Origin of the sequence: Pseudomonas sp. F9001 (genome assembly GCF_013385435.1) — a bacterium.
In the GTDB taxonomy this organism is placed as follows: Bacteria; Pseudomonadota; Gammaproteobacteria; order Pseudomonadales; family Pseudomonadaceae; genus Aquipseudomonas.
Window position 1 is genome coordinate 243601 of the sequence record NZ_JACAPX010000006.1, and the last position, 17703, is coordinate 261303.

General features: G+C 62.7%; 12 protein-coding genes. 5 read left to right on the plus strand and 7 right to left on the minus strand.

Features of this window, described 5'->3' with window-relative positions; translation table 11 throughout:
* Positions 1-83: 83 nt before the first annotated feature.
* The 5 genes from pyk to gcl form a co-directional block, all read right to left on the minus strand.
* A complete protein-coding gene (gene pyk / locus HX818_RS05420) occupies positions 84-1499 on the minus strand; it encodes a pyruvate kinase (RefSeq protein ID WP_003210597.1) in 1416 nt (471 codons plus the stop codon).
* Positions 1489-2784, minus strand: a complete 1296-nt coding sequence (locus HX818_RS05425; RefSeq protein ID WP_003210596.1) for a glycerate kinase — start codon at positions 2782-2784, stop codon at positions 1489-1491. The genes pyk and HX818_RS05425 overlap by 11 nt, the downstream gene beginning before the upstream one ends.
* Before the next feature lie 152 nt (positions 2785-2936).
* A complete protein-coding gene (locus tag HX818_RS05430) occupies positions 2937-3827 on the minus strand; it encodes a 2-hydroxy-3-oxopropionate reductase (RefSeq protein WP_003210595.1) in 891 nt (296 codons plus the stop codon).
* Between the two features lie 163 nt (positions 3828-3990).
* Positions 3991-4773, minus strand: coding sequence for a hydroxypyruvate isomerase (gene hyi, locus HX818_RS05435; RefSeq protein ID WP_003210594.1), 783 nt, complete (start codon positions 4771-4773; stop codon positions 3991-3993).
* Between the two features lie 10 nt (positions 4774-4783).
* Positions 4784-6559 (minus strand): glyoxylate carboligase, encoded by a 1776-nt coding sequence (gene gcl / locus HX818_RS05440; protein ID WP_003210593.1) that lies wholly within the window; start codon positions 6557-6559, stop codon positions 4784-4786.
* A gap of 267 nt (positions 6560-6826) precedes the next feature.
* On the opposite strand from gcl, the gene HX818_RS05445 reads away from it, so the two are divergent.
* The gene (locus HX818_RS05445; RefSeq protein ID WP_003210592.1) at positions 6827-7267 is read left to right on the plus strand and encodes a heme-binding protein; all 441 of its coding nucleotides are present in this window, start codon (positions 6827-6829) and stop codon (positions 7265-7267) included.
* Positions 7268-7393: 126 nt separating this feature from the next.
* Here the strand turns inward: HX818_RS05445 and HX818_RS05450 are convergent, their stop codons facing one another.
* Together HX818_RS05450 and HX818_RS05455 are read right to left on the minus strand one after the other, a co-directional pair.
* Positions 7394-7852, minus strand: a complete 459-nt coding sequence (locus HX818_RS05450) for a transposase (RefSeq protein WP_010166218.1) — start codon at positions 7850-7852, stop codon at positions 7394-7396.
* A 211-nt stretch (positions 7853-8063) separates the two neighbouring features.
* Entirely contained in the window at positions 8064-8669 is a 606-nt protein-coding gene (locus HX818_RS05455; RefSeq protein WP_003210590.1) for a TetR/AcrR family transcriptional regulator, read from the minus strand.
* A 241-nt stretch (positions 8670-8910) separates the two neighbouring features.
* Here HX818_RS05455 and HX818_RS05460 point away from each other — a divergent pair, with 241 nt between their 5' ends.
* Genes HX818_RS05460 through HX818_RS05475 form a run of 4 tightly spaced genes read left to right on the plus strand, consistent with a single transcriptional unit; the run spans position 8911 to position 17663 of the window.
* Positions 8911-10038, plus strand: a complete 1128-nt coding sequence (locus tag HX818_RS05460) for an efflux RND transporter periplasmic adaptor subunit (protein ID WP_008433882.1) — start codon at positions 8911-8913, stop codon at positions 10036-10038.
* A 13-nt stretch (positions 10039-10051) separates the two neighbouring features.
* A complete protein-coding gene (locus HX818_RS05465) occupies positions 10052-13114 on the plus strand; it encodes an efflux RND transporter permease subunit (protein WP_177019606.1) in 3063 nt (1020 codons plus the stop codon).
* A gap of 5 nt (positions 13115-13119) precedes the next feature.
* A complete protein-coding gene (locus HX818_RS05470) occupies positions 13120-16245 on the plus strand; it encodes an efflux RND transporter permease subunit (protein WP_177019621.1) in 3126 nt (1041 codons plus the stop codon).
* On the plus strand, positions 16242-17663 hold the full coding sequence (locus tag HX818_RS05475) for an efflux transporter outer membrane subunit (protein WP_177019607.1): 1422 nt from the start codon (positions 16242-16244) through the stop codon (positions 17661-17663). The genes HX818_RS05470 and HX818_RS05475 overlap by 4 nt, the downstream gene beginning before the upstream one ends.
* Positions 17664-17703: the final 40 nt, after the last annotated feature.

Consider the following 17703-nt stretch of genomic DNA (forward strand, 5'->3'; position numbering starts at 1 on the left):
TGCTCCCGCTGGGGCGCGCAGCGGCCCCAAAAGATGGGCCTGCTGCGCAGTCCAGCGGGAGCAAGCTCCCTCGCCACAGGGGATTAGATCAATGTCTCGATCCGCAACGAATTGGTCGACCCTGGCTGCCCGAATGGCACCCCAGCAGTAATCACCAACGTATCCCCACGCTCCGCCATACCCTGTGCCTGGGCAATCTCCAACGCCGTGGAACACACCTCATCCACCTGCCGCAGCCGATCGTTCACCACCGAATGCACGCCCCACGCCACGCTCAAGCGTCGCGCCGTCGACAGGTTCGGTGTCAGGTTCAGAATCGGCACCGCCGGCCGTTCCCGCGCCGCCCGCAAGGTGGAGCTGCCCGACTCGCTGTAGTTCACCAGCACTGCCACCGGCAGGATGCTGCTGATACGGCGGATCGCACAGCTGATGGCGTCCGACACCGTGGCATCCGCCTTGGGCCGGCTGACGTCCAGCTGGGTCTGGTAATCCGGGCCATTTTCCACCTGGCGAATGATCTTGCTCATCATCAGCACGGCCTCCAACGGGTATTCACCGGAAGCGGTTTCCGCCGACAGCATCACCGCGTCCGCCCCTTCCGCCACTGCGTTGGCCACGTCGGTGACCTCGGCACGGGTCGGCGCCGGGGAGAAGCGCATGGATTCAAGCATCTGCGTGGCCACCACCACCGGTTTACCCAACTGGCGGCATACACCAATGATGTCCTTCTGGATTTGCGGCACACTTTCCGCCGGCACTTCCACCCCCAGGTCGCCTCTGGCGACCATGATCGCGTCGCTCAACTCGGCGATTTCCTGCAGGCGCTGCACCGCCGAGGGCTTCTCGATCTTGGCCATCAGGAACGCCTTGTCGCCGATCAACTCGCGGGCTTCACGGATGTCTTCCGGGCGTTGCACAAACGACAGCGCCACCCAGTCCACTCCCAGCTCCAGGCCGAAGCTCAGGTCGCGGCGGTCCTTGGCGGTCAGCGGGCTGAGCTCCAGCAATGCCTGGGGTACGTTCACGCCTTTGCGGTCCGACAGTTCACCGCCATTGAGCACGGTGGTGTCGATGGCATCGGCGTGCTTGGTGATCACCCGCAGGCGCAGCTTGCCGTCGTCCAGCAGCAGGTCCATGCCGGGCTGCAGGGCCGCGATGATTTCCGGGTGGGGCAGGTTGACCCGCCGCTGGTCACCGGGTGTCGGGTCCAGGTCCAGGCGCAGGGCCTGGCCGCGAATCAGTTGCACTTTTCCTTCGGCAAAACGCCCCACCCGCAGCTTCGGCCCTTGCAGGTCCATCAGGATGCCGAGGGGATAATTGAGCTGGCGTTCCACCTGGCGAATCCACTGGTAGCGTTGGGCGTGGTCGGCATGATCACCATGGCTGAAGTTCAGGCGAAAGATATTCACCCCGGCTTCCACCAGCTCGCGAATGTCGTCGATGCTGTCGGTGGCCGGGCCCAGCGTGGCGAGGATCTTGACCTTCTTGTCAGGCGTCATGTTCAGGGGACTCTCTTTCAGGGCTTTCAAGAATCAGAATGGCGCGGAAATCGTTGACGTTGGTGCGGGTCGGCTCGGTGATGATCAAGCCGTCGAGGGCCGCGAAGTAACCGTAGCCATTGTTGTTGTCCAGCTCGTCACTGGCGCTCAAGCCCAGGGCTTCGGCGCGGGCGTAGCTGGTGGGCGTCATGATCGCGCCGGCGTTGTCTTCCGAGCCGTCGATGCCGTCGGTGTCACCCGCCAGGGCGTAGACGCCGGGCAGGCCCTTGAGGCTGTCGGTGAGGCTCAGCAGGAATTCGGCGTTGCGTCCGCCACGGCCATTGCCGCGTACGGTGACGGTGGTTTCGCCGCCGGAGAGGATCACGCAAGGCGCCGCCAGCGGTTGGCCGTGCTGGATGATTTGCCGGGCGATACCGGCGTGCACCTTGGCCACGTCCCGCGCTTCGCCTTCCAGGTCGCCGAGGATCAGCGGGCTGAAACCGGCCTGGCGGACTTTCACCGCCACCGCTTCGAGGGATTGCTGCGGACGGGCGATCAGTTGGAAATGGCTACGGGCGAGCACCGGGTCCCCGGGCTTGACGGTTTCCGACTCCGGGCTTTGCAGCCAGGTGCGCACCGACGCCGGGATTTCAATCTGGTAGCGCTTGAGAATCGCCAGCGCCTGTTGCGAGGTACTGGGGTCGCCAACAGTGGGGCCGGAAGCGATGACCGTGGCCTGGTCGCCCGGTACATCGGAAATCGCGTAGGTGTAGACGGTGGCAGGCCAGCTTGCCTTGGCCAGGCGCCCGCCCTTGATCGCCGAGAGGTGCTTGCGCACGCAGTTCATCTCGCCAATGGTGGCGCCGGATTTGAGCAGGGCCTTGTTGATCGCTTGCTTGTCCGCCAGGGTGATGCCGGCGGCCGGAAGGGCAAGCAGTGCAGAGCCGCCGCCGGAGAGCAGGAAGATCACGCGGTCGTCTTCGCCCAGGTTGCTGATCAGCTCCAGCACACGCTTGGCCACGGCCTGACCTGCGGCATCCGGCACCGGGTGCGCGGCTTCGACCACCTCGATTTTCTTGCAGGGTGCGCCGTGGCCGTAGCGGGTGACCACCAGGCCCGAGACTTCGCCTTGCCAGCAGTTTTCCACCACCAGCGCCATGGCGGCGGCGGCTTTGCCGGCGCCGATCACGATGACACGGCCGCTGCGGTCGGCGGGCAGATAGGGTTCGAGGACTTGCCGGGGGTGGGCGGCGTCGATGGCTGTGGCAAACAGCTCGCGAAGCAGGTGTTGCGGATCGACCGACATAAGCGGGCTCCCGGGGATTCTTGTTATTAGGGGTGCATCAAATCGTTCCCACGCTCCGCGTGGGAATGAATCACTGGACGCTCTGCGTCCGCTGTTGTGACGCGGAGCGTCACGGCTGCATTCCCACGCAGAGCGTGGGAACGATCAGGGGGTTATTTATCGCGAATCGAAAAATTCGCCATATGTTCCAGGCCCTTGATCAGCGCCGAGTGGTCCCAGTTGCCGCCACCGATGGCGGTGCAGGTGCTGAACACCTGCTGCGTGCCGGCGGTGTTCGGCAGGTTGATCCCCAGCTCCTTGGCACCGGCCAGGGCCAGGTTCAGATCCTTCTGGTGCAGGTTGATGCGGAAGCCCGGGTCGAAGGTGCCCTTGATCATGCGCTCGCCATGCACTTCGAGGATTTTCGACGAAGCAAACCCCCCCATCAGTGCTTCACGCACCTTGGCCGGGTCGGCGCCGTTCTTCGAGGCGAACAGCAGCGCTTCCGCCACCGCCTGGATGTTCAACGCAACGATGATCTGGTTGGCCACCTTGGCGGTCTGGCCATCGCCATTGCCGCCCACCAGGGTGATGTTCTTGCCCATGGCCTGGAACAGCGGCAGGGCGCGTTCGAAGGTGTGCGGGTCGCCGCCGATCATGATGCTCAGGGTGCCGGCCTTGGCACCGACTTCACCACCGGACACCGGGGCGTCGAGGTAACGTGCGCCGGTCTCGTTGATCTTTGCGGCGAAGGCCTTGGTGGCGGTGGGCGAGATCGAACTCATGTCGATCACCACTTTGTTCGGCCCAAGACCTGCGGCAACGCCGTCGGCGCGGAACAGCACATCATCGACCTGCGGAGTGTCGGGCACCATGACGATGATGAACTCGGCTTCCTGGGCTACTTGCTGCGGGTTGGCCAGGGCCACCGCACCAGCGCTGATCAGTTCAGCCGGCGCCTTGCCGTGATGCTCGGAAAGAAACAGTTGGTGACCGGCCTTTTGCAGGTTGGCAGCCATGGGTTGGCCCATGATGCCGGTGCCGATAAATCCGATTTTAGCCATGACGAAAATCCTCTCTTTATTCGATGTGAGCGCTGCTTTTTGTGGGAGCTGGCTTGCCTGCGATGGCATCACCTCGGTTTAACTGAGAGACCGAGTTGCCTGCATCGCAGGCAAGCCAGCTCCCACACAAGCCCTGCTTTCACATTGGGTTCTGTGTTGTGGGTTAGATCGCGTTGTGGCTTTTGAGCCAACCCAAACCCGCTTCGGTGGTGGTCAACGGCTTGTACTCACAGCCGACCCAACCCTGATAACCAATGCGGTCCAAATGTTCGAACAGGAAGCGGTAGTTGATCTCACCGGTGCCCGGCTCGTTGCGCCCCGGGTTGTCCGCCAGCTGGATGTGGTTGATCTCACCCAGGTGCGCAGCCATGGTGCGGGCCAGGTCGCCTTCCATGATTTGCATGTGATAGATGTCGTATTGCAGGAACAGGTTGGCACTGCCTACCTGCTCGCGAATCGACAGGGCCTGCGCCGTGTTGTTCAGGTAGAAGCCCGGGATGTCGCGGGTATTGATCATCTCCATCACAAGCTTGATGCCCACCGCCTGCAGCTTGTCGGCGGCGTACTTGAGGTTGGCGACGAAGGTTTTTTCAAGCGTCGCGTCATCCACGCCGGCAGGACGAATCCCCGCCAGGCAGTTGACCTGGGTATTGCCCAGTACCTGGGCGTAGGCGATGGCCAGGTTGACCCCGGCACGGAACTCCTCGACCCGGTCCGGGTGGCAGGCCAGGCCGCGTTCGCCCTTGGCCCAGTCACCGGCCGGCAGGTTGAACAGCACTTGGGTCAGGCCGTGGGCATCGAGTTGCGCCTTGATTTCAGCTGAGCTGAATTCATAGGGAAACAGGTATTCCACACCACTGAACCCCGCGTCGGCGGCGGCTTTGAAACGGGCAAGAAAGTCCTGTTCGGTAAACAGCATGGACAGGTTGGCGGCAAAACGCGGCATGGGGTTCTCCTTAATCGAGCAGTGAAATGGCAGTCGGCGCGTCGTTGCCCACCAGTGCCAGATCTTCGAATTCGTTGACGGCGTTGATCTCGGTGCCCATGGAAATATTGGTCACCCGCTCCAGAATAATCTCAACGATCACCGGAACCTTGAATTCTTCGATCATTTCCTGGGCCTTGCGCAGTGCCGGCTGGATCTGGCCCGGCTCGAACACCCGCAGGGCCTTGCAACCCAGGCCTTCGGCGACGGCCACGTGGTCGACGCCGTAACCGTTGAGTTCCGGTGCGTTGAGGTTGTCGAAGGACAGCTGCACGCAGTAGTCCATTTCAAACCCGCGCTGGGCCTGGCGGATCAGCCCCAGGTAGGAGTTGTTCACCACCACGTGGATGTACGGCAGCTTGAACTGTGCGCCCACGGCCAGCTCTTCGATCATGAACTGGAAGTCATAGTCGCCGGACAGTGCCACGACGTTGCGGGTCGGGTCCGCCTTGACCACACCCAGTGCCGCCGGAATGGTCCAGCCGAGCGGGCCGGCCTGGCCGCAGTTGATCCAGTGGCGTGGTTTGTAGACGTGCAGGAACTGCGCGCCGGCAATCTGCGACAGGCCGATGGTGCTGACGTAGCAGGTGTCTTTGCCGAACACCTGGTTCATCTCTTCGTACACCCGTTGCGGTTTGACCGGCACGTTGTCGAAGTGGGTCTTGCGGTGCAGGGTGGCCTTGCGCTGCTGGCAATCGTGGAGCCAGGCGCTGCGGTCCTTGAGCTTGCCGGCGGCTTTCCACTCGCGGGCCACTTCAATGAACATGGTCAATGCAGAGCCGGCGTCGGAAACGATGCCCAGGTCCGGGGTGAATACGCGGCCGATTTGCGTCGGCTCGATGTCCACGTGAATGAATTTGCGGCCCTCGGTGTACACCTCCACCGAACCGGTGTGACGGTTGGCCCAGCGGTTACCGATGCCCAGCACCACGTCCGATTTCAACATCGTGGCGTTGCCATAACGGTGGGACGTTTGCAGGCCGACCATGCCCACCATCTGCGGGTGATCGTCCGGGATCGTGCCCCAGCCCATCAGGGTCGGGATCACCGGGATGCCGGTCAACTCGGCGAATTCCACCAGCAGTTCGCTGGCGTCGGCGTTGATCACGCCACCACCGCTCACCAGCAATGGGCGCTCGGCCTGGTCCAGCAGGGCCAGGGCTTTTTCCACCTGGATGCGGGTCGCCAAAGGCTTGGCCAGGGGCAGTGGTTGGTAGGCGTCGATGTCAAATTCGATCTCGGCCATTTGTACGTCGAATGGCAGGTCGATCAGCACCGGGCCCGGGCGGCCGGAGCGCATTTCATAGAAGGCTTTCTGGAAGGCATACGGCACCTGGCCGGGTTCCAGGACGGTGGTCGCCCACTTGGTCACCGGCTTGACGATGCTGGTGATGTCGACAGCCTGGAAGTCTTCCTTGTGCATGCGTGCCCGTGGCGCCTGGCCGGTGATGCACAGGATCGGGATCGAGTCCGCCGAGGCGCTGTACAGGCCGGTAACCATGTCGGTGCCCGCCGGGCCCGAGGTGCCGATGCACACGCCGATATTGCCGGCCTTGGTGCGGGTGTAGCCCTCGGCCATGTGCGAGGCGCCTTCAACGTGGCGAGCAAGGACGTGATCGATGCCACCGACCTTCTGCAAGGCCGAATACAGCGGGTTGATCGCGGCGCCCGGGATACCGAAGGCGGTGTCGACCCCTTCACGGCGCATCACCAGGACAGCGGCTTCGATTGCTCTCATTTTGCTCATGGTTTTGGTGCCTCTTGCGTTTTGTAATTGTATACAAGTGGTGTTGGTCCGAAGTGTATTCACGGCGAGCGGGGCAGGTCAATCCATTTTCTTGGGTGGCCTTTACGTTCGTCGGAAGGCTTATGGACGGGAATATTTCGACGTGTGGTGCGTATGATTCGAAATATTGTATACAAAAAATAAATCTATTGTGTTCTATTTGTTTGATCGAGCTTCTGATCAGACAGAGCCCCACGGCTTTCCCATAACAAGATAAGGACGGCACCCATGAGCGCTTTAACCTTGAAAGTCGCAGTCAACCTGGCCAGCCACGCCATCGCGGCAGGCCGCACCATTTCGGCGGCACCGCTGACCGTTGCGGTACTCGACAGCGGCGGGCATTTGATAACGTTGCAGCGCGAGGATGGCGCGAGCCTGCTGCGCCCGCAGATCGCGATTGGCAAGGCCTGGGGTGCGATAGCCCTGGGCAAGGGCTCGCGGCTGCTGGCGCTGGATGCGCAGCAGCGGCCGGCGTTTATTGCGGCGTTGAATAGTTTGGGGCAGGGCAGCGTGGTGCCGGCGCCGGGCGGGGTGTTGATTCGGGATCAGGCGGGCGTGGTGCTGGGCGCAATCGGGATCAGCGGGGATACGTCGGATATTGATGAGCAGTGTGCGATCAGTGCGATCGAGGGGTTGGGGTTGTTGGCGGATGCGGGGGTTACTGCTTGATGTGAGGTGACTGGTCGGGCCTCTTCGCGAGCAAGCCCGCTCCCACATTTGACTGCATTCCAAGGCTGGAACTCGGTCAAATGTGGGAGCGGGCTTGCTCGCGAAAGGGGCGACTCGGTCCCGGACCTAAACCCAAACCGCATCCCACAGCGGATAGTCGCCAATCCGCTCCACCAACCCTGCTCTTAATGGGTTGGCCACGACATACCGAGCCATCTTCACCAGGTCATCGTCCTTGCGCAGTGCACGATCATGAAAGCTGGTTTGCCATAGCCGCCCTTTGCGGCCCGTAGCGCCATTAACGGTTCGAGTGCTTTTGGATTTCACCTGGCACATCAGGTCTCCCAATGAGCCTTTTTGCAGCTCAATCAACCAGTGAAAGTGGTCGGGCATGACCACCCAGGCCAGGGAGTTCGCCAACCCTTGGTATTGGGCGAGCCGGAATTGCCAGACCACCAGCCGACCCAGGTAAAAGTCACTGAAGATTGGCACACGTTCGTGGGTATTGGTGGTGATCAGGTAAATACGGTTGGATTCGCTGAATCGCCCGATGCGCAGGCGATGTGAAGCAGCTGGATCAGGCATTCCTTTGCCTCTCTTCAGGGGGGGTTCTGAGAGGCTAGATCGGGGAATCTGGAGATGATGGTTTGGCTTTGTGCAGGATGTGTCTGGGAGGGCGCTTTCGCGAGCAAGCCCGCTCCCACATTGGATCTGCGGCGTTTAAACAATTTATGTCTGGAACAAATTCAAATGTGGGAGCGGGCTTGCTCGCGAATCTTGAAGACGCTGCGGTCTATCAGTCCCGCTCACACCCCTTCAACACCAACCGAATAATCGTCTGCGCCGCCGCCTCATAATCCGCTTCATCCAACTTCGCCTTCCCGGTCACCGCCGAAATCTGCCAGTCAAAATCCGCATACGTCTGCGTCGCCGCCCAAATGCTGAACATCAGGTGATGCGGATCAATCGGCGCAATCAGCCCACGGTCCACCCAGCTCTGGATGCAGTCGATGTTGTGCTTGGCCTGGGCATTGAGCTGTTCCACCTGCTCGGGGCTCAAATGCGGGGCGCCGTGCATGATCTCACTGGCAAACACTTTCGAGGCAAACGGCAAATCCCGGGAGATGCAGATCTTCGAGCGGATGTACCCGCTCAGCACGGCCGAAGGGTCGCCATCAGGATTGAACGGTGTGGAGGCCGCCAGGATCGGCTCGATAATGCTTTCGAGCACCTCGCGATAGAGGTTGTCCTTGGACTTGAAGTAGTAGTAGACGTTGGGCTTGGGCAGCCCGGCCTTGGCGGCGATGTCGCTGGTTTTGGTCGCGGCGAAGCCCTTGTCGGCAAACTCCTCACTGGCAGCCCGCAGGATCAGTTCTTTGTTGCGCTCGCGAATGGTGCTCATAGACCAGGAGGTTCCTTGCCAAGACAGGCGGTCTGGCATGGTAGCACCGGCTTTGCGCAGGGCTCAAGAATCCCGCCGCAGCCCTTGCATGGCGGGGCGCCCAGCTGACTTTGTCTGTCTTGATGCTGAACGCATTCACGGTCGTACAGGCACAGCTCCAGCGCGCTGCTAGAGTTCAGGCAGCGAGCGGCCATTTAGCCTGGCCGCCCCTTCCTGTTTTCGGCGTTCGAGAGAGAAACCCGTGGAGAAAAGCAGACGACGTACGTTCGCCTGGGCCGTTGGCACGTTGTTACTGGTAGCGTTGTTGATTGCCCTGGGTTTGCACTTCTTTGCAGGCGGGCACAAAGGCCGGCCGGCCGTCACCGGCGAACCGGTGGCCGTGGTGCCGGTGGTGTTGCAGGACGTGCCGGTGTATATCGATGCCCTCGGCACCGTCACCCCCACCCGCAGTGTGACCGTGGTCACCCAGGTCGATGGCATCCTCAGCAGCGTGGAATTCAAGGAAGGCCAGCACGTCAGCAAGGGCCAGGTGATTGCGCGGATCGATGACCGTGCTCTCAAGGCCCAACTGGCCGTGGCCAAGGGTACCCTGGCCCACGACCAGGCTGTGTTGAGCAATGCCCAGCGCGATCTGGTGCGCTACCGCGAACTGGTCAAGGCCGGTTCTACCAGCCAGCAAACCGTCGACACCCAGGCGTCCTTGGTCCAGCAACAACTGGGCACCGTGGCCGCCGACCAGGGCAATGTGCAGAACCTTGAAGTGCAGGTCGGCTACTGCACCATCACTTCGCCGGTCGACGGTGTGGTGGGCCTGCGCCTGGTCGACCCCGGCAATTACGTCACCACCACCAGCACCACCGGCATCGTGGTGATTACCCAGATGAACCCGGCCACCGTGGTGTTCGCGGTCCCCGAGGACGACTTGGGCGCTATCAACCAGGCCCTGGGCCGTGGCGCCGTGACGGTGCTGGCCTACGACCGCAACAAGAAAGCCCTGCTGGCCACCGGCAGCCTGTTGGCCCTGGACAACCAGGTAGACACCTCCACCGGCACCATCAAGGTCAAGGCGCAGTTCGATGATTCGGGCAGTGCGCTGTTCCCCAATCAGTTCGTCAATGCGCGCCTGAAGGCCGACACCCTGGCCCAGGTTGCCGTGGTGCCCACCCGGGCGATCCAGCATGGCAGCAAGGGCGATTTTGTGTTCGTGGTGAATGGCGACAAGGCCAGCCTGCGCAACATCAAGACCGGCCCATCGATGGGCGATGTGTCGGCGGTGCTCGAGAACGGCGTCAAGCCAGGCGAGCAGGTGATCACCGAAGGCGCCGACAAACTGGATGACGGTTCGGCCGTGAAGGTCGTCGCCCAGTGAGGAGCTGCCGAGCATGAACATTTCGCGGCCCTTTATCGAACGTCCCGTCGCCACCACCTTGATGATGGTCGCGGTGCTGTTGCTGGGCATGTTGGGGTATCACCTGTTGTCGGTGTCGGCGTTGCCTGAAGTCGACTACCCGACCATCCAGGTCTTCACCCAATACCCCGGCGCCAGCCCGGACGTGGTCAGCTCCTCGATCACCGCGCCGCTGGAGCGCCAGCTCGGCGAGATGCCGGGCCTCAAGTCGATGAACTCCACCAGCTCCGACGGCGCTTCGGTGGTGACCCTGCAATTCGACCTGTCGCTGTCCCTGGATGTGGCAGAGCAGGAAGTGCAGGCCGCGATCAATGCCGCCGGCACCTTCCTGCCGGCCAACCTGCCGTACCCACCGGTGTACAGCAAGGTCAATCCGGCGGATGCGCCGGTGCTGACCCTGTCCCTGACCTCCGATGTGTTGCCGCTGACCAAGGTCGAGGACCTGGCGGATACACGGCTGGCGCAGAAGATCTCGCAGATCACTGGCGTCGGCCTGGTGACCATCAGCGGCGGCCAACGCCCGGCGGTGCGGGTCGAGGCGAATACCTCGGCGCTCAATAGCCTCGGCCTGTCCATTGATGACCTGCGCACCTCCCTCGGCACGGCCAACGTCAACCAGGCCAAGGGCAATATCGACGGCAAGTTCCAGGCGTATTCGATTGGTGCCAACGACCAGCTGCAATCGGCCGAGGAATACCGCGACCTGGTGATCGCCTATAAAAATGGCGCACCGATTCGCCTGTCGCAGATCGCCAGTTCCACCCAGGGCCCGGAGAACCCGCGCCAGGCAGCGTGGACCAACAGCACGCCGTCGATTGTGCTGAACATCCAGCGCCAGCCAGGCGCCAACGTGATCCAGGTGGTCGACCGCGTGCAGCAATTGCTGCCCAAGCTGCGGGCCAGTTTGCCGGGTACCTTGAAGGTCGATGTGCTGACCGACCGCACGCAAACCATCCGCGCCTCGGTCACCGATGTGCAGTACGAACTGGCGGTGGCGGTGCTGCTGGTGGTGATCGTGATTTTCATTTTCCTGCGCGACGTTGCGGCGACGGTTATTCCGGCAGTCACCGTGCCGCTGACGCTGGTGGGCACCCTGGCGGTGGCTTATGCGCTGGGCTTCTCCCTGAACAACCTGACACTGATGGCGCTGACTATCGCCATCGGATTCGTGGTGGACGACGCCATCGTGATGATCGAAAACATCACACGCTATATCGAGGCGGGCGACTCGCCGCTGGAGGCGGCGCTCAAGGGGTCGGAGCAAATCGGCTTCACGATTATTTCGCTGTCGATTGCGCTGATTGCAGTGATGATCCCGCTGCTGTTCATGGGCGATGTGGTCGGCCGGCTGTTCCGCGAATTCGCCATGACCGTGGCCGTGACCATCGTTATCTCGGCGTTCATCTCCCTGACCCTCACGCCGATGATGTGCGCGCGGATGCTCAAGAATAAGCACCAGGAACGCCGCGCGGATTTCTTCGACCGCATCAACACCCACTACGTGCGTGGCCTTGACTGGGTGTTGGCGCACCGCACCTTGACCCTGATCTCGATAGCGCTCACCGCCGCGCTGACCCTGATGATTCTGGTGATCATGCCCAAGGGCTTTTTCCCCGACCAGGACACCGGGCTGATCCAGGGTATTTCCCAGGCGGCGCCGACGGTTTCGTTCCAGCAGATGCAGACCGAACAACAGCGCCTGGCCGCGCGAATCCTCAAGGACCCGGCGGTGCAAAGCCTGTCGTCCTTTGTGGGTATCGACCAGACCAACCCGACCATCAACCAGGGCAACCTGCTGATCAACCTCAAGCCGCGCGGCGAGCGTGACAGTGCCACCGAGGTGATCCGCCGGCTCTCCGATGCCAACGCCGACGACGCCGGGATCCGCCTGTACCTGCACTCGGTACAGGACCTGACCCTCGACGCCACGGTGTCCACCACCAGCTACCGCCTGGGCCTGCAAGCCACCGATCCGGACGAGCTGGAAACGTGGACCACCAAGCTGCTGGCGGCGATCAAGCAAGACCCGATGTTCACCGACGTGCAAAGCCAGGCGATGCAATTCGGCAATCAGATCCAGCTGACCTTTGACCGCGCCACTGCCTCGCGCCTCGGTATCACGCCCCAGGCGATCGACGACGTGCTGTACGACGCCTTCGGCCAGCGCCAGGTTTCGACGATCTACACCCAGCTCAACCAGTACCACGTGGTGATCGCCACCGACCATCCGCCGCGCAACTTGCCGGACCTGCTCACCGGGTTGTACGTGGACATTCCCGGTGGCGGTGTGGCGCCGCTGTCGAGCATGGCGACCCTGCAGGTGGTGCGTACGCCCGTGACCATCAACCGCCTGGGTCAGTTTCCGTATGCCGACGTGTCGTTCAACCTTGCTCCGGGCCAGACCCTTGGCACGGCAGTGACGCGGCTCAAGGACATCGAGGCCAAGGTCGGCTTGCCGCTGTCGGTGCAGGCCAACCTCGAAGGCGCGGCGGCGACGTTCGAACAGTCGCTGTCCAACCAGGTATTCCTGGTGGTGGCGGCGATTGTGGTGGTGTACCTGATGCTGGGGATTCTGTACGAGAGCTTCGTGCACCCGGTGACGATCCTTTCGACGCTGCTCTCGGCAGCACTCGGGGCCTTGCTGGCGCTGCTGGTGACGGGCACGCAGTTCGACATCATCGGCCTGATCGGCATTGTGTTGCTGATCGGTATCGTGATGAAAAACGGCATCATGATGGTCGACTTTGCCCTGGAGTTGTTACGCGAGGGCGGCCTGAGCCCCACGGCCGCGATCCGCCAGGCGGCAGAGTTGCGGTTCCGGCCGATCCTGATGACCAGCATGGCGTCGCTGTTCGGCGCGGTGCCGCTGGCGCTCGGTACGGGGATTGGTTCGGAGCTGCGTCACCCGCTGGGCATCGCGATTATCGGCGGGTTGTTGCTCAGTCAGTTGCTGACGCTGTTTTCCACGCCGGTGATCTTCCTCGCCATGCACGGCCTGGGGCAGCGCTTCAGCCGCCGCCCGGCTGAAGCGGTCTGATGGCAATGAACCTCAGCGCGCCGTTTGTTCGCCGCCCGATTGCAACCACCTTGATGGCGGCCGGCCTCGCGCTGTTTGGCGCGCTGGCCTTCATGCTGTTGCCGGTGGCGCCGTTGCCGGAGGTGGATTTCCCGACCATCAGCGTCAGCGCCTCGTTGCCCGGCGCCGATCCGACCACCGTCGCCAGTTCAGTGGCCACGCCTCTGGAGCGCCAGTTCGGGCAGATCGCCGGGGTCACGCAGATGACCTCGTCCAGCAGCTTGGGCTCGGCGCGGATCATTTTGCAGTTCGACCTGAATCGCGACATCGACGGCGCCGCGCGGGATGTGCAGGCGGCGATCAATGCCGCCCGCAGCAACCTGCCCAGCGACCTGTCCGGCAACCCGACGTACCGCAAGGTCAACCCGGCGGATTCGCCGATTCTGATCATCAGCCTGACCTCCGACAGCGCCACGCCGGGGCAGATGTATGACGTGGCCTCGACCCTGTTGGAGCAAAAGTTGTTGCAGACCACCGGGGTCGGTGACGTGACGGTGGGCGGCGGCGCGCTGCCGGCGGTGCGGGTGGAATTGAACCCCGATCGGCTCAACCAGTACGGCGTCAGCCTGGAGCAGGTGCGCCAGGTGATCAACGCCTCCAACGTCAACTTGCCCAAGGGCAACGTGGCCATCGGCGACCGTAACTACGGCATTGCGGCGAATGACCAGTTGCTCGATGAAAAGGACTACGGGCCGCTGGTGGTCAAGGCCCACAACGGCGACCTGATCCATATCGCCGACCTGGGCTACGTGCGTGAAGACGTGCAGGACCTGCGCAACTTCGGCCTGTCCAACGGCAAGCCGGCGGTATTGCTGGTGGTGTTCAAGCAGCCGGGCGCCAACGTGATCGAAACGGTGGACGCGGTGAAAGCCTCGCTGCCGTTCCTGCAAAGCTCGATTCCGGCGACGATCAAGCTCAACCTGCTGATGGACCGCACCACCACCATTCGCGCCTCGTTGCATGACGTCGAGATCACGTTGCTGGTGTCGATCCTGCTGGTGACCCTGGTGACCTTCGGCTTCTTCCGCGACTGGCGCAGCACCCTGGTGCCGGCGATTGTGGTGCCGCTGTCGCTGCTCGGCACCTTCGGCGCGATGTACTTCCTCGGCTACAGCCTGAACAACCTGTCACTCATGGCGCTGACGATTTCCACCGGCTTTGTGGTGGACGATGCGATTGTGGTGGTGGAAAACATCATGCGCCACCTGGAGCGCGGCAAGACCCGGGTGGAAGCGGCGCTGGCCGGTGCCCAGGAAGTCGGCTTCACGGTACTGACCATCAGCGTGTCGCTGGTGGCGGTGTTTATTCCGCTGCTGCTGATGGGCGGGATTGTCGGGCGGCTGTTCCGCGAGTTTTCGGTGTCGTTGTCGGTGGCCATTGTGATCTCGATGCTGATCTCGCTGACGGTTACACCGATGCTCGCCAGCGTGCTGCTGCGCGCGCCGAAAGCGATTCATGAAGGCAGTGAACACCCGGACTCGAGCTTTCACCGCTTCTACGATCGCACCCTCGGTTGGGTGATCGACCATACGGTGCTGATGGGTTTTGTGACGGTGTTGGTGATCGTGCTCGCCGGCGTGTTGTACGTGCTGGTGCCCAAGGGTTTTTTCCCCCAGGAAGACACCGGGCGCTTGCAGGGCAGCATCCTGGCGAACCAGAGCATTTCCTATGGGGCGATGCAGAAGGACTTCACCGAGATCAACCGCAAGGTGATGAAAAACCCGAACATCGAAACCGTCGCCGGGTTTGTCGGCGGTGGCGGAGGGGGCGGCGGGGCGGTCAACAGCGCGCAGATGTTTGTATTGCTCAAGCCCCTGGGCGAGCGCAAGGACAACGCCACCGAAATCATCGGCCAGATCCGCCGCAGCCTCGGCGACTTGCCGGGCACCAAGCTGTATTTGCAGTCGGCCCAGGACATCACCGTGGGTGGCCGGCAAAGTGGCGCGCAATACCAATACACCCTGACCGCCGATGACCAGGAGTCGCTGGACGAATGGGTGCCCAAGGTGGTGGCGGTGCTGCGCAAATTGCCGCAACTCACCGACCTCAATACCGACCAGCAAGACAACAGCTTGCTGGCCAATGTGCAAATCAACCGGGATACGGCGGCGCGCCTCGGGGTGAGTGTCTCGGCGGTCGACCAGACGCTGTACGACGCCTTTGGCCAGCGCCAGGTCGCGACTCTGTATCGCGCGGCCAACCAGTACCACGTGGTGATGGAAATCGCGCCGGAATACTGGACCGACCCTTCCGCGCTCAAGGGCATTTATGTGCCGACGGGCACCCAGGCCACGACCACCAAGGGCACCACGGCGGCGCCCAACCTGACCACCGGGCAGACCCTGGTGCCACTCTCGGCACTGGCGGATAACACGGTGGCGCGCACTGCAATTTCCATCAGTCACCAGGGCACGTTCCCGGCGGTGACAGTCTCGTTCAACTTGGCGCCCGGCACGTCCATCGGCCAGGCCACGGCGATGGTGGACGATGCGGTGAAGCAACTGCGCATGCCCGCCAGTGTGGTCGGCCAGTTTGCCGGTACGGCCCAGGTGTTCCAGTCGTCGGTGGCCAGTGAGCCGCTGCTGATCGTCGCTGCGTTGCTGTGCGTGTATATCGTGCTGGGCATCCTCTACGAAAACCTGACGCACCCGCTGACCATTCTTTCGACCTTGCCCTCGGCCGGCGTCGGTGCGTTGATCGCCTTGCTGCTGACCGGCACCGAGCTGTCGATCATTGCGCTGGTGGGGGTGATTCTGTTGATTGGTATCGTGAAGAAAAACGCGATCATGATGATCGACTTCGCGATCACCGAGCGGCGGGAGTTCGGCCTCACGGCCAAGGAAGCGATTCGCCGGGCGTGCCTGATCCGTTTCCGGCCGATCATGATGACCACCCTGGCGGCGATCCTTGGCGCGCTGCCGCTGGTGCTCGGCACCGGCTACGGTTCGGAGCTGCGCCGGCCGTTGGGGATTTCGATTATTGGTGGCCTGCTGTTCAGCCAGGTGCTGACGCTGTACACCACCCCGGTGATCTACCTGTGGCTCGACCGGGCGTCACAGCGCCTGGGTCGGCGTAAGGAAGCAAGGTTATGAACGTGAAATACAGCGTGCTTTGCATCAGCCTGCTGCTCGGCGGCTGCATGGTCGGGCCCGATTACCAGAAGCCCGCCATGGAGCTGCCGCAGTCGTTCAAGGAAGGCGCGCAGTGGCAACGCGCGGCGGCCAATCCCCAGGGGGCAATGGACAGCCAGTGGTGGCTGGCCTATCAGGACCCGGTACTGAACGATTTGGTGGCGCGCTCGGCCAAGGCCAACCAGTCGATCATCGCGGCGGAGGCCGCGTACCGTTTGGCCCAGGCGCAGGTGGCGTCCAGCCGGGCCGGTTTGTGGCCAACGGTGGGCGTAGGGTTGTCGGGTTCGCGGGGAACGGCAGGCAGTGGTAGCGGCACGTCCACCACCGGTACCACGGCGGGCGGCGTGCAGAACAGTGTCAGCGCAACCTTGACCGCCAGTTGGGAGCCGGACCTGTGGGGCCTGGTGCGGCGCGGGATAGAGTCCAGCCAGGCGACGGCCCAGCAATCGGATGCGTTGCTGGCCGGGGTGCGGCTGTCCATCAGTTCCAGCGTGGCGAGTAACTACCTCGCCCTGCGGCAGATGGACATCGACGTGCGCCTGTTGCAGCAACAACAGAAGATCAACCAGCAACTGCTGGACATGATCCAGGTGCAGTTCACCCAGGGCGTCGCCACCAACGACCAGTTGCTGGTGGCGCAGGACCAGTTGACAACCTCGATTGCCGACTTGCAGACCTCCCTGCGCGACCGCGAGCAATACGAACACGCGCTGGCGGTGCTGGTGGGTGTGGCGCCGAGTGAATTCAGCGTGGCGGTGCGCAATGACTACAGCTTCGTGGTCCCGCGGCCACCGTTGACCTTGCCGTCGACCCTGCTGCAACGGCGTCCCGATGTGGTGGCGGCGGAGCGCTCGGCAGCGGCGGCCAACGCGAAAATCGGCGTGGCTGAAGCCGCATTCTTCCCGACCCTGGATCTTACTGCCGAGGCCGGTTACCGCGGCAGTGCGTTGGGCGGGTTGTTCTCCCTGCCCAATCGCATCTGGACGTTGGGCCCGGCGCTGGCGGAAACCCTGTTCGATGGCGGCGCCCGCGAAGCGGCGGTCAAGCAGGCCGAGGCCAGCTATGACCAGATCGCCGCGACCTACAAGGGTACCGTGCTCAGCGCCTTGCAGAACGTTGAAGATAACCTGTCGGCAATCAACCACCTGCAAACCCAGGCCGATGCGTTCCAGCAGGTGTACCAGCGTAATCAGCAACTGTTCGGCAGCCAGGAAGCACAGTTGCGCGCCGGCACTGTGAGCCAGGAGGCCGTGCTGACCCAGCAACTGGTGTTGCTGCAAGCCGAGCAGAATCTTCGCGACACCCAGGGCCAGCTCAGCCAGGGCAGTGTGGCGCTGATCCAGAGCCTTGGCGGGGGCTGGCAAACGCCTGCGCGCTGAACGGCTCGCTAACCCGGTGTGCGCCGCGTTATTCTCGGCG